Annotated in this window: 9 protein-coding genes; all 9 read left to right on the forward strand. The window is 64.6% G+C overall.

Annotation, left to right across the window (positions count from 1 at the left end; genetic code table 11):
• The first annotated feature begins 522 nt into the window (after positions 1-522).
• The 9 genes from AC6IY7_RS08035 (at position 523) to AC6IY7_RS08075 (ending at position 12,358) form a co-directional block, all read left to right on the forward strand.
• Positions 523-2,247: a formate--tetrahydrofolate ligase gene (locus tag AC6IY7_RS08035; protein ID WP_497782533.1), complete on the forward strand. Its 1,725-nt coding sequence runs from the start codon at positions 523-525 to the stop codon at positions 2,245-2,247.
• Positions 2,248-2,435: 188 nt separating this feature from the next.
• The gene (locus AC6IY7_RS08040; protein ID WP_497782534.1) at positions 2,436-3,629 is read left to right on the forward strand and encodes an aminotransferase class V-fold PLP-dependent enzyme; all 1,194 of its coding nucleotides are present in this window, start codon (positions 2,436-2,438) and stop codon (positions 3,627-3,629) included.
• A 100-nt stretch (positions 3,630-3,729) separates the two neighbouring features.
• The gene (locus tag AC6IY7_RS08045; protein WP_497782535.1) at positions 3,730-4,671 is read left to right on the forward strand and encodes a D-2-hydroxyacid dehydrogenase; all 942 of its coding nucleotides are present in this window, start codon (positions 3,730-3,732) and stop codon (positions 4,669-4,671) included.
• Positions 4,672-4,774: 103 nt separating this feature from the next.
• The gene (locus tag AC6IY7_RS08050) at positions 4,775-5,635 is read left to right on the forward strand and encodes an NADP-dependent methylenetetrahydromethanopterin/methylenetetrahydrofolate dehydrogenase (protein ID WP_331936352.1); all 861 of its coding nucleotides are present in this window, start codon (positions 4,775-4,777) and stop codon (positions 5,633-5,635) included.
• A gap of 21 nt (positions 5,636-5,656) precedes the next feature.
• Positions 5,657-6,286 (forward strand): methenyltetrahydrofolate cyclohydrolase, encoded by a 630-nt coding sequence (gene fchA, locus AC6IY7_RS08055; protein WP_497782536.1) that lies wholly within the window; start codon positions 5,657-5,659, stop codon positions 6,284-6,286.
• Between the two features lie 49 nt (positions 6,287-6,335).
• Positions 6,336-7,505, forward strand: a complete 1,170-nt coding sequence (locus AC6IY7_RS08060; protein WP_497782537.1) for a malate--CoA ligase subunit beta — start codon at positions 6,336-6,338, stop codon at positions 7,503-7,505.
• A 22-nt stretch (positions 7,506-7,527) separates the two neighbouring features.
• Positions 7,528-8,415 (forward strand): succinate--CoA ligase subunit alpha, encoded by an 888-nt coding sequence (gene sucD / locus AC6IY7_RS08065; protein WP_497782538.1) that lies wholly within the window; start codon positions 7,528-7,530, stop codon positions 8,413-8,415.
• A 188-nt stretch (positions 8,416-8,603) separates the two neighbouring features.
• Positions 8,604-11,354 (forward strand): phosphoenolpyruvate carboxylase, encoded by a 2,751-nt coding sequence (locus tag AC6IY7_RS08070; protein ID WP_497782539.1) that lies wholly within the window; start codon positions 8,604-8,606, stop codon positions 11,352-11,354.
• A 29-nt stretch (positions 11,355-11,383) separates the two neighbouring features.
• Complete coding sequence (locus tag AC6IY7_RS08075) at positions 11,384-12,358, forward strand: HpcH/HpaI aldolase/citrate lyase family protein (RefSeq protein WP_497782540.1); 975 nt, start codon at positions 11,384-11,386, stop codon at positions 12,356-12,358.
• Positions 12,359-12,518: the final 160 nt, after the last annotated feature.

Raw genomic sequence — 12,518 nt, forward strand, 5'->3', positions numbered from 1 at the left:
ATTTAATTCAATAAATTTCGCTCGTATGGCGTCCTTTGCGGTTTTCGGCATGTGACTTGGCCCTATCGGAGCAGATAGGCCAAGGGTAGGCGAAAGACCCCGGCTGTTCGAATATGCAGACAAGACTAGAGACGTCTCCGAACGAAGAGGAGAGCGTCGCAATCGCCCGATTTCTGCGGAAACTGCGGCCGATATCGCTCGATAATTTCGCTTGACGGGGAAATTCGATCTCTCCATAGCCACGGGGCCGCGGATTTCAGATCGGCCTTTTGCGAGGCGAGGAGACGACGTCGCGCGGGGCCGGATGTCCGCTAGCCGTGGTTCTTGATGAAACTATCGGAAGGTTCTAGTTTCGCGAGACAATGACGGCGAAGACTGGGCGTTCCTCGGGGCGTTCTCGGTCTTGGCCCGACGGTCGTCGGCTGCGCGCGTAGAGATTCCACTGCGCGGGGCGATGCCATTCGGCCCGGATAAATCTTCGAGGGCGGGCGAAACGCTTTCTGCGAGGGGAGAGAAATTGTAATGTCCTATACGACCATCCCGGCCAGCGGGAAAGGCAACCAGCATCTTTCTCCCAAATCCGATATCGAGATCTCCCAAGCGGCGTCCATGCGTCCGATCGTCGACGTCGCTCGCGAGAAGCTCGGCATCCCCGCCGAACATGTGTTGCCTTACGGACATTACAAGGCGAAAATCTCCCTCGACTATCTGAGCTCCCTGCAAGACCGTCCGGACGGCAAGCTCGTCCTCGTCACCGCCATCTCGCCGACGCCCGCCGGCGAAGGCAAGACGACGACGACCGTCGGCCTCGGCGACGCGCTCAACCACATCGGCAAGAAGGCCATCATGTGCCTTCGCGAGCCGAGCCTCGGCCCCTGCTTCGGCGTGAAGGGCGGCGCCGCCGGTGGCGGCTATGCACAAGTCGTGCCGATGGAGGACATCAACCTCCATTTCACCGGCGACTTCCACGCCATCGGCGCGGCCAATAATCTGCTCTCCGCGCTCATCGACAATCATGTCTATTGGGGCAATTCGCTCGGCATCGATCCGCGCCGCATCTCCTGGCGCCGCGCCGTCGACATGAACGACCGTTCGCTGCGCTCGATCGTCTCCTCGCTCGGCGGCGTCGCCAATGGGTTTCCGCGCGAGGATGGGTTCGACATCACCGTCGCCTCGGAGGTGATGGCGATCTTCTGCCTCGCCACCAGCCTCGAGGATTTGCAGCGCCGGCTCGGTGACATCATCGTCGCCCAGACGCGTGACAAGAAGAGCATTCGCGCTTCCGAGCTGAAGGCGCAGGGCTCGATGGCCGCGCTGCTGAAGGACGCCATCGCGCCCAATCTGGTGCAGACGCTCGAGAATAATCCGGCCTTCATCCATGGCGGCCCCTTCGCCAATATCGCCCATGGCTGCAATTCGGTGATCGCCACCAAGGCGGCTTTGAAGCTCGCCGATTATGTGGTGACGGAAGCGGGCTTCGGCGCCGATCTCGGCGCGGAGAAATTCTTCGACATCAAATGCCGCAAGGCGGGGCTGAAGCCCGACGTCACTGTCATCGTCGCGACAATTCGCGCGCTGAAGATGCATGGCGGCGTCGCCAAGGACGATCTGAAGGTCGAGAATGTCGCGGCGCTGGAGAAGGGCTTCGCCAATCTGAAGCGCCATATCGCCAATGTGCAGAAATTCGGCGTGCCGGTGATTGTTTCCGTCAACCGCTTCAGCACCGACACGCAGGCGGAGATCGCGCTGCTGCAAAAGCTCTCCGAGGCCGAGGGCGTCGATTGCGTGCTCGCGGATCATTGGGGTTCGGGCGGCGAAGGCGCGGCGGAGCTCGCCCATAAGGTCGTCTCGACGATCGAGGCCAAGCCGTCACAGTTCAAGCCGCTCTACGCCGATGAACTGCCGCTCGTCGAGAAAGTGCGCACCATCGCGCGCGAGCTCTATGGCGCCTCCGACATCGCGCTCGATCCGTCGGTGAAGACGCGCTTCGCCGAGCTGGAGAAAGAGGGCTTCGGCCATCTGCCGGTCTGCATCGCCAAGACGCAATACAGCTTCTCGACCGACGCCAACGCCAAGGGGGCGCCCTCGGGTCATGTGATCCCGGTGCGCGAGCTTCGGCTCTCGGCCGGCGCCGAATTCGTCGTCGTCATCTGCGGCGACATCATGACCATGCCGGGCCTGCCGAAGGTCCCCGCCGCCAACAACATCGAGGTCGGCGCGGACGGGCGGATCGCCGGCCTGTTCTAGAGCGCGTTCCGCTCGAACGGAATCGTTCGAGCGATCGGAATTCGCTCCAAGCGAAAAGCGAGAGCGGTTTTTGATCCAATCGGAGCAAAAACCACTCGCGGCCGCAGCGGGAAGAAGCAAGGGGCGCGCGCGTCGTCGCGTCCGGCGAAAACAAACTCGAACCGATGAGCTCGAAGGGAGCCCAAGACATGTCGAATTCCAGAATTCCGGGCCGCAATTTTCTGTTCGTCCCCGGCCCGACCAATATTCCGGACCGTATCCTGCGCGCGATGAATGTCGTCTCCGAGGATCATCGTTCTCCGAAGTTCCCCGAGCTGACGCTGCCGCTGTTCACGCAGCTCAAGAAGGTGTTCAAGACCGAGACCGGCCAGGCCTTCATCTTCCCGGCTTCGGGCACCGGCGGCTGGGAAGCGGCGATCACCAATACTCTGTCGCCCGGCGACAAGGTCATCGCGCAGCGTTTCGGCCAGTTCACCCATCTTTGGATCGATCTCGCCAAGCGCATCGGCCTCGATGTGATCGAGCAGGACGAGGAGTGGGGCGTCGGCAACAATCCCGACCGCATCGAAGAGACGCTGAAGGCCGACAAGAATCACGAGATCAAGGCGGTCTTCGCCACGCATAACGAGACCGCCACGGGCGTGACCTCGGACATCGGCGCGGTGCGCAAGGCGATCGACAACGCCAAGCATCCGGCGCTGCTGTTCGTCGACGGCGTGAGCTCGGTCGGCTCGCTCGACTTCAAACAGGACGAGTGGGGCGTCGACGTCGCGGTCTCCGGCTCGCAGAAGGGCTTCATGCTGCCGGCGGGCCTCGCCCTCCTCAGCGTCAGCCAGAAGGCGCTGAAGGCCGGCGAGACGGCCAAGCTGCATCGCGCCTATTTCGACTTCCAGGATCATGTGAAGGCGAACGCCACCGGCTACTTCCCCTATACGCCGGCGCTGCCGCTGCTCTACGGCCTGCGCGAGTCGCTCAATGTGCTGTTCGAGGAAGGCCTCGATCAGGTCTATGCGCGCCATCACCATCTCGCCGAGGGCGTGCGCGCCGCGGTCGCGGCCTGGGGCCTGAAGCCCTGCGCCAAGGAAGCCAAGTGGAACTCCGACACGGTGACCGCCATCGTTGTGCCGGAAGGCTTCGACGCCGCCAAGGTGATCGAGATCGCCTATAAGCGCTACAATCTCGCGCTCGGCGCCGGCCTCTCCAAGGTCGCGGGCAAGGTGTTCCGCATCGGCCATCTCGGCGACCTCAATGAGCTGATGCTGCTCGGCGCCATCGCCGGCGCGGAGATGGCGATGCTCGACGTCGGCATTCCGGTCACGGCTGGCAGCGGCGTCGCCGCGGCCCAGGCCGTCTATCGCGCCAATCCGATCCTGCAGGCCTGAAAAAACGCGGCCTCGCCCCGCGACGGGCGAGGCCGCCACCCGGTTTTCGAAACTATCCGCGCAAGCCGAAATTGGCGGCGACTTTGGGGGAAAAACAAGCATGTCGCACAAAATCGTCTTTCTCGATCGTGAGACGCTCGACGCCAATTTGCGCAAGCCGAATTTCCCGCACGACTATACGGAATACGCCCAGAGCTCCCCGGCAGACGTCGCCCTGCGCCTGAAGGGCGCGACCATCGCCATCACCAATAAGGTGCCGCTGCGCGAGGAGACGCTGAAGCAGCTTCCCGATCTGAAGCTGATCGCCGTCGCCGCCACCGGAACCGACGTGATCGACAAGGCCTATACGACGGCCAATGGAATCACCGTCTCCAACATTCGGAATTACGCCTTCAACACGCTTCCCGAGCATGTGATCGCGCTGATTTTCGCGCTGCGCCGCAATCTCGTGAACTATGTGGACTCCGTGCGCCGCGGCCGTTGGCAGGAATCCAATCAGTTCTGCTATTTCGACTATCCGATCTATGACATCGCCGGCTCGACGCTCGGCATCATCGGCTATGGCGCGCTCGGCAAGTCGATCGCGACGCGCGCCGAGGCGCTGGGCATGAAGCTACTGATCAATGACGTCGTTCCGGGTCCGGGCATCGTCGACATTCCGACGATTCTGCGCGAGGCCGATGTCGTCACGCTCAATCTGCCGCTGACGCCGCAGACGAAACATCTCATCGGCGCCAAAGAGCTCGCCTCGATGAAGAAGACGGCGATCATCATCAACACCGCGCGCGGCGGCATCGTCGACGAGCAGGCGCTCGCCGATGCGCTGCGGGGCGGCGTCATCGCCGGCGCGGGCTTCGACGTGCTGACAGTCGAGCCGCCCAAGCAGGGCAATATTCTGCTCGATCCGACGATTCCCAATCTCATCGTCACGCCGCATGTCGCCTGGGCCTCCAAAGAGGCGATGCAGGTGCTCGCCGATCAGCTCGTGGACAATATCGACGCTTTCGTCGCCGGCGCGCCGCGCAATATGGTGACGGCGTAAACGAAGTTGCAGAACGTCTCGCGCCCGACCCGCGCGTCATGGCCGGGACGAGCCCGGCAATGACGAGCCCGGCCATAACGGCCAGCCTTTTGCAGGAACTGCTATGACTCAGAAGCTTCTCTTCCTTCTCGACACCGACGCCGTTCCGAGCGTGTTCGACACTGTGGTCGCCTATGACGGCGGCGCGGATCACGTCATCGGCTACGCCAATGTGACGCCTGCGAATGTCGGCGCGCTCGTCGACGGCGCCATCTATACGCGCGGCCCGAAGGAGAAGCAGTTCACGGCGCTGTTCGTCGGCGGCGGCGACATGGTCGCCGGCGAGGCGCTGTTCAAAGCGGTGCGCAAGCGCTTCTTCAGCAATTTCCGCGTCTCCGTGATGCTCGACTCCAATGGCTCCAACACGACCGCCGCCGCGGGTGTGGCGCTGCTCGCCAAGGCCAAGCCGCTCGCCGGCAAGAAGGCCATCGTGCTCGCCGGCACCGGCCCCGTCGGACTGCGCGCCGCCGCCTTCCTGCATTCGGAGGGCGCGGAAGTCGCCATCACCTCGCGCGTCAAGGCGCGGGCCGACGCCGCGGCGGCGGCGCTCCAGGAACGCTTCGGCTTCACGCCGACGGCGATCGAAGCCTTCGACAATGATGCGCGCGCTTCCGCCGTCAAAGGCTCGCATATCGTCTTCGCGGCCGGCGCCATCGGCGTGCCGCTGCTCGACGAGAAGGATTGGCAGAACGATCCGACGATCGAGCTCATCGCCGATGTGAATGCGCAGCCCCCGCTCGGCGTCGGCGGCGTCGAGGCGATCGACAAGGCCAAGGAGCGTCACGGCAAGATCGTCATCGGCGCGCTCGGCGTCGGCGGCTTGAAGCTGAAGCTGCATCGCGCCTGCATCGCGCAGCTGTTCGAGAGCGCCGACAAAGTGCTCGACGCCGAGGAAATCTACGCGCAGGCCAAGGCGAACGCCTGATTTTTTTAAGGGATCGACGAGATGACCAAGAACGAGACGATCGGCAAATTTCTCGACGATCTCGCCAGCGAGCGCCCGACGCCCGGCGGCGGCGGCGCGGCGGCGGTGTCGGGCGCAATCGGCGCGGCGCTGGTGTCGATGGTCGCCAATCTGACCATCGGCAAGAAGAATTACGAAGCCGTCGAGGCCGATCTGAAAGCCGCGCGCGCCGAGGCCGAGCGCCTGCGCGCCGAGCTGACCGCGGCGATCGAGGAAGACGTCGTCGCCTTCAATAGCGTGATGGGGGCCTATGGCCTGCCGCGCGCCACCGACGAGGAGAAGGCCGCGCGCAGCGCCGCGATCCAGGCCGCACTGAAGGATGCGACGCTCGCGCCCTTGCGCGCGGTGAAGGCCTGCTTCGAGGTGATCCGTCTCTCGGAGGTCGCCGCCGACAAGGGCAATCTCAACGTCATCAGCGACGCCGGCGTCGCCGTTCTCGCGGCCAATGCCGGATTGCGGAGCGCCGCGCTCAACGTCTACATCAACGCAAAGGCGATCAAGGATCGCGATTTCGCCGAGACGCAGATCGCCGAGGTCGAGGCTCTGCTCGTGGCGGCGGCCGAGAAGACCGAGGCCGTCTATACGACCGTGCGCAACAAGATCGGCTCGTGACGATTTCGCCGCTCGCGCGGCGACAATAACGGAAAGCGGGAGAGGGAACATGGACGTCCATGAGTATCAAGCCAAGGAATTATTGGCGAGCTGCGGCGTCGCCGTGCCCCCCGGCACCGTCGCCTTCAGCCCCGACCAGGCCGTTTACGCCGCCACCGAGCTCGGCGGCTCGCATTGGGTGGTGAAGGCGCAAATCCACGCCGGCGCGCGCGGAAAGGCGGGCGGCATCAAGCTGTGCCGCACCTATCACGAGGTTCAGCAGGCCGCGCGCGAATTGCTCGGCAAGCGTCTCGTCACCAAGCAGACCGGGCCGGAAGGCAAGCCGGTGCAGCGCGTCTATGTCGAGCTCGCCGATCCCTATGAGCGCGAGCTCTATCTCGGTTTCGTTCTCGACCGTAAGCTCGAGCGCGTGCGCGTCATCGCTTCCAAACATGGCGGAATGGAGATCGAGGAGATCGCCAAGACCGATCCCGACGCTATTCTGCAGGTCATCGTCGAGCCGGCCGTCGGCCTGCTGCCCTTCCAGGCGCGCGAGCTGGCCTTTCAGCTCGGCTTGAACCTGAAGCAAGTGTCGCGCGCGGTGCAGTCGATCCTCGGCGCCTATCGCGCCTTCCGCGACAATGACGCGACCATGCTGGAGATCAATCCGCTGGTCGTCACCAAGGACGACAAGGTGCTCGCGCTCGACGCGAAAATGTCCTTCGACGACAATGCTCTGTTCCGCCGCCGCAACATCGTCGACATGAACGATCCGTCGCAGTCCGACCCGCGCGAGGCGCAGGCGCTCGAGCATGCGCTGAACTACATCGGCCTCGATGGCGAGATCGGCTGCATCGTCAATGGCGCTGGACTCGCCATGGCGACGATGGACATGATCAAGCACGCCGGCGGCAATCCGGCGAACTTCCTCGATGTCGGCGGCGGCGCCTCGGCCGAGCGCGTCGCGACGGCCTTCCGTCTCGTGCTCTCCGACGCCAATGTGAAGGTGGTGCTGGTCAACATTTTCGCCGGCATCAATCGCTGCGACTGGGTCGCTCAGGGCGTCATCGACGCGGTGAAGGCGACGAATATCACCGCGCCGCTCGTCGTGCGTCTCGCCGGCACCAATGTCGAGGCCGGCCGCAAGCTGCTCGATGAAAGCGGCATCAATGTCATCACCGCCGATTCGCTGGCCGACGCCGCCCAAAAGGCCGTCGCCGCTTACCGCTCCGTGAAGTGAGCGGCGTGGCCGGGAGGAAACAATGAGCATTCTGATCGACGAAAAGACTCCGATCCTCGTCCAGGGCATCACCGGCGACAAGGGCAGCTTCCATGCCAAGGAGATGATCGACTACGGCACCAATGTCGTCGCCGGCGTCACTCCGGGCAAAGGCGGGAAGACCGTTCATGGCGTGCCGATCTTCGACACGGTGCGCGAGGCGGTGAAGCAGACCGGCGCGACGACCAGCATCACCTTCGTGGCGCCGCCCTTCGCGGCCGACGCGATCATGGAAGCCGCGGACGCGGGCATCCGCCTCATCTGCTCGATCACCGACGGCATTCCGGCGCAGGACATGATGCGCGTGAAGCGCTATTTCCTGCGCTATCCGCGTGAGCGCCGGCCGATGATGGTGGGGCCGAACTGCGCCGGCATCATCAGCCCCGGCAAAGCCATGCTCGGCATCATGCCCGGCCATATCTACAAGCAGGGCAATGTCGGCCTCATCTCGCGCTCGGGCACGCTCGGCTATGAGGCGGCCTCGCAATTGAAGGATCTCGGGATCGGCATCTCGACCTCCGTCGGCATAGGCGGCGACCCGATCAATGGCTCGTCGTTCCTGGATCATCTCGTGCTGTTCGATCAGGACCCGGAGACGGAAGCTGTCCTTATCATCGGCGAGATCGGCGGGCCGCAGGAGGCCGAGGCCGCGGCCTGGATCAAGGAGAATTTCTCCAAGCCCGTGGTCGGCTTCGTCGCCGGCCTCACGGCGCCCAAGGGTCGTCGCATGGGCCATGCCGGCGCGATCATCTCGGCGACCGGCGACAGCGCCGCCGAGAAGACCGAGATCATGAAGTCCTACGGCCTCACCGTCGCGCCGAGCCCGGCGGAGTTCGGCTCGGCCGTCGCCTCCGTGCTGAAGCGCGCTTGACGAAGACGCCTCTCCCCGCAAGCGGGGAGAGGTCGAGCGAAGCGAGGGTGAAAGGCTCGAGGCGTCGCGCGCCATGCAGATGACGCCGGCGCATTCCTCCTGTCATCCGAGTTCTGGATAAAGCCCCGGCCCCTCACCCGGCCTCTCCCCGCAAAGCGGGGAGAGGAGCAAACCGCCAGGAAGACTGCATGACCGCCGACCCGAAGGTCTCATTGTCCGAATCGACTTCGCCCGCAGCCCCTTCGGCGCTGGCGACGCGGTCGGTCAAAGAGGCGGCGGCCTTCCTGTTCGATCAGCTCGTCGGCGTGGTGAATCGCCATCAGCCGGAGATCGCGCCGGTGCTGCGCGGTTTCGGCTCCTCCGCCGGGCTGCCGCCGACGCTGATGGCGCGCGCGCTGCAGGCGCAGGGCATCTGGTTCCAGCTGCTGTCGATCGCCGAGCAGGCGTCGGCCATGCGCCGCCGCCGCACCATCGAGCGCGCCAAGGGCCGCGACGAATTGCTCGGCTCCTTCGCGCATGTGCTGGCTGACGCCGCCAAATCCGGCGTCACCGCCGATGAGATTCGCGCGCAGCTCAAATCGCTGCGCATAAGGCCGGTCATCACCGCCCATCCGACCGAGGCCAAGCGCGTCACCGTCCTCGAGAAGAATCGCAAGATCTATCTGCTGCTGAAGGATCTCGAATCCTCGCGCTGGACCGATCGCGAGCGCGCCAGCCGCATCGGCGCCGTCGGCGATCAGATCGAGCTTCTGTGGCTCACCGGCGAATTGCATCTCGAGAAGCCGACCGTCGAGCACGAGGTCGCCTGGGGCCTGCATTTCTTCGCCGAGAATATCTTCGATCTCGCGCCGGAGATGCTCGCCTCCTTCGAGAGCGCTCTGCAGAGCCATTATCCCAACGAGCGTTTCGACGTGACGCCGTTCTTCCAATTCGGCTCATGGATCGGCGGCGACCGCGACGGCAATCCTTTCGTCACCAATTCGGTGACGCGCGAGACGATGGTCGTCAACGCGCTCGCCAGCCTCGAATATTATCGCCAGCGCATTCTCGATCTCGCCCGCGTGCTGTCGATCAGCGAGCGCTCCGTCACCATTCCGGCGCCGTTCCGCGAGGCGCTGGAGGCGGAGCTGGCGCAGGTCGAGGACGGCGACAGAATTCGCACGCGCAATCAGGGCGAGGCCTTCCGCCAATATCTCACCTGCGTGCTGCGCAAGCTCGACGAGACGATCCTCACGACGAAGGGCGAGGGACGCGGAAAGCCGCGCTACGCCAACGCCGACGAGCTGATCCATGATCTGCGCATTCTCGAGCAGGCTCTGACCGAGAGCCGCAGTCCCTCGCTGGCCAATGACATGGTGCGGCCAGTGCGGCGCGCGGTGGAGATTTTCCGCTTCAGCACCGTGCGTCTCGATCTGCGCGAGAATACGACGCGCACCAATAACGCCTTGTGCGACATCTATCGCGTCAAGACCGGCAAGGACGCGCCGGAATGCGATTCGCCCGAGTGGCAGGCCTGGCTCATCGCCGAGCTGGCGCAGCCGCGCACCGGCGTCGCGCTCGCCGGGCTCGCGCCCGAGTCGCAGGACACGCTGGACATGTTCGCGCTCGTCGCGGATATGCGTTCGCGGCTCGATCGCGAGGCCTTCGGCAGCTTCATTCTCTCCATGACGCATACGGTCGCCGATGTTCTCGGGGCCTATGTGCTGGCGAAGGAGGGCGGGCTCTATCTCGACGACGCCGGCCTCGAGCTCTGCACTCTGCCCATCGTTCCGCTATTCGAGACGATCCCCGATCTGCGCGCCGCGCCGGTCATCATGCGCGAGCTGCTGCGCGTGCCGGTCGTGCGTCGCAGCACGCGCTGGCAGGGCAATGTGCAAGAGGTGATGATCGGCTATTCCGACTCCAACAAGGACGGCGGCTTCATGGCGTCGAACTGGGAGCTGGCGAAAGCGCAATCGAAGCTCACGCGCCTCGGCGAGGAATTGGGCGTCGCCATCGCCTTCTTCCACGGCCGCGGCGGCTCGGTGAGCCGCGGCGGCGCGCCGACCGGCCACGCCATCGCCGCGCAGCCGGCCGGCTCCATTCGCGGCCGTTTCCGCGTGACCGAGCAGGGCGAGGTCGTCTCGTTCAAATACGCCAATCGCGGCACGGCCTCCTATCAGATGGAGCTGCTGGCGAGCAGCGTCTTCGCCCATGCGCTGAAGTCCGAGCGCGAGGATGCGCTCGTTCCCCGCGCCGAGTTCGACGATGCGCTGGAGGCGCTGTCCGGCGCCTCGCTCGCGGCCTATGGCAAATTCATCGCCGATCCCGATCTCGTCGCTTATTTCCAGGCGGCGAGCCCGCTCGAGGAAATCTCGCTGCTCAATATCGGCTCGCGGCCGGCGCGGCGTTTCGGCGCGCGCAGCCTCGCCGATCTGCGCGCCATTCCGTGGGTCTTCGCCTGGGCGCAGAATCGTCACGCCATCACCGGCTGGTATGGCGTCGGCTCCGGCCTCACCAGCTTCATCGAAGTGCGCGGCGAGCGCGGCCTGCAGCTGCTGCATCGCATGTTCGAGGATTCGCGGCTCTTCCGTCTCATTCTCGACGAGGTGGAGAAGACGCTGGCGATGGTCGATCTCGGCATTGCCCGGCAATACGCCTCGCTCGTCGCCGACGAGGTCGTGCGCAAGAATATCTTCTCGGCGATCGAGGCCGAATATCATCTCACTTGCGAGAGCGTGCTGCGCATCACCGGTGGCGGCGAGATCGGCGCGCGCTTCACCGACTATCAGGCGCGGCTCGCGCATCGCCTCGTCACCATCAATGAGGTCAACCGCGAGCAGGTGGAATTGCTGCGCCTGTTCCGCACCACCGAAGAGGAAGCGCTGAAGGAGGAATACAAGTCGGCTCTGCTGCTGTCGATCAGCTGCATCGCCGCCGGCCTCGGCGCCACCGGATAAAGTCACAACGAGGGAAAGGAAGAATACCCATGAGCTTCACTTTGATCGAGCAGGCGACGCCGCGTCTCCATCGCTCCGAGCTGGCCGTTCCGGGCTCCGCCCCCGGCATGTTCGAGAAGGCCGCGGCCTCCAAGTCCGACCAGGTCTTCCTCGACCTCGAGGACGCGGTCGCTCCGGACGACAAGGAGCAGGCGCGCAAGAACATCATCCAGGGCCTCAACGAGATCGATTGGGGCTCCAAGACCATGACCTTGCGCATAAACGGCCTCGACACGCATTTCGCCTATCGCGATGTGGTGGACGTGGTCGAGAACTGCCCGCGTCTCGACGTGATCCTCATTCCGAAGGTCGGCGTTTCGCAGGACGTCTACGCCATCGACATGCTGGTCACGCAGATCGAGCAGTATAAGAAGCGCACCAAGCGCATCGGCTTCGAGCTGCTGATCGAGACCGCGCTCGGCATGGCCAATGTCGAGGCGATCGCTCAGGCGTCCAAGCGCAATGAGGCGCTCTCCTTCGGCGTCGCCGATTACGCCGCCTCGACCCGCGCCCGCACCACCGTCATCGGCGGCGTGAACCCGGATTACGGCGTTCTCTCGGACAAGGACGCCGAGGGCAATCGCCAGTATTTCTGGGCCGACCAGTGGCATGCGGCGCAGACGCGCTTCCTCGTCGCGGCGCGCGCCTATGGCCTGCGTCCGATCGACGGGCCCTTCGGCGACTTCGGCGATACGGACGGCTATATCGCGGCCGCCAAGCGCGCTGCGGTTCTCGGCTTCGAGGGCAAGTGGGCGATTCATCCGTCGCAGATCGAGCTGGCCAATCAGGTCTTCACGCCGTCCGAGGCGGAAGTGAAGAAGGCCCGCCGCATTCTCGAGGCGATGGACCAGGCCGCCAAGGAAGGCAAGGGCGCCGTCTCGCTCGACGGCCGCCTGATCGACATCGCCAGCATCCGCATGGCGCAGGCGCTGATCGACAAGGCGGACCAGATCGCCGCGTCGTAAGGCGGGGCAATCGGCCTGGCCCTCATCCGACCCCGCTTTCGCGGGGCCACCTTCTCCCGCCTTGCGGGAGAAGGGAGAACGGCGAGGGTGGGTATATTACGAGAATCGTCGGGCGCGCTCCTTCTCCCATTCGTGGGAGAAGGTGGCCCGGCGAAGCCGA

The sequence above is a fragment of the Methylosinus sp. is20ea genome, from assembly GCF_059718135.1.

Bases quoted from the DNA above. Each gene is read 5' to 3' on its own strand.
- AC6IY7_RS08070 (WP_497782539.1), top strand. From the start codon at position 8,604: ATGACCGCCGACCCGAAGGTCTCATTGTCCGAATCGACTTCGCCCGCA.
- AC6IY7_RS08075 (WP_497782540.1), top strand. From the start codon at position 11,384: ATGAGCTTCACTTTGATCGAGCAGGCGACGCCGCGTCTCCATCGCTCC.
- AC6IY7_RS08045 (WP_497782535.1), top strand. From the start codon at position 3,730: ATGTCGCACAAAATCGTCTTTCTCGATCGTGAGACGCTCGACGCCAAT.
- AC6IY7_RS08060 (WP_497782537.1), top strand. From the start codon at position 6,336: ATGGACGTCCATGAGTATCAAGCCAAGGAATTATTGGCGAGCTGCGGC.
- sucD (WP_497782538.1), top strand. From the start codon at position 7,528: ATGAGCATTCTGATCGACGAAAAGACTCCGATCCTCGTCCAGGGCATC.
- AC6IY7_RS08035 (WP_497782533.1), top strand. From the start codon at position 523: ATGTCCTATACGACCATCCCGGCCAGCGGGAAAGGCAACCAGCATCTT.
- fchA (WP_497782536.1), top strand. From the start codon at position 5,657: ATGACCAAGAACGAGACGATCGGCAAATTTCTCGACGATCTCGCCAGC.
- AC6IY7_RS08040 (WP_497782534.1), top strand. From the start codon at position 2,436: ATGTCGAATTCCAGAATTCCGGGCCGCAATTTTCTGTTCGTCCCCGGC.
- AC6IY7_RS08050 (WP_331936352.1), top strand. From the start codon at position 4,775: ATGACTCAGAAGCTTCTCTTCCTTCTCGACACCGACGCCGTTCCGAGC.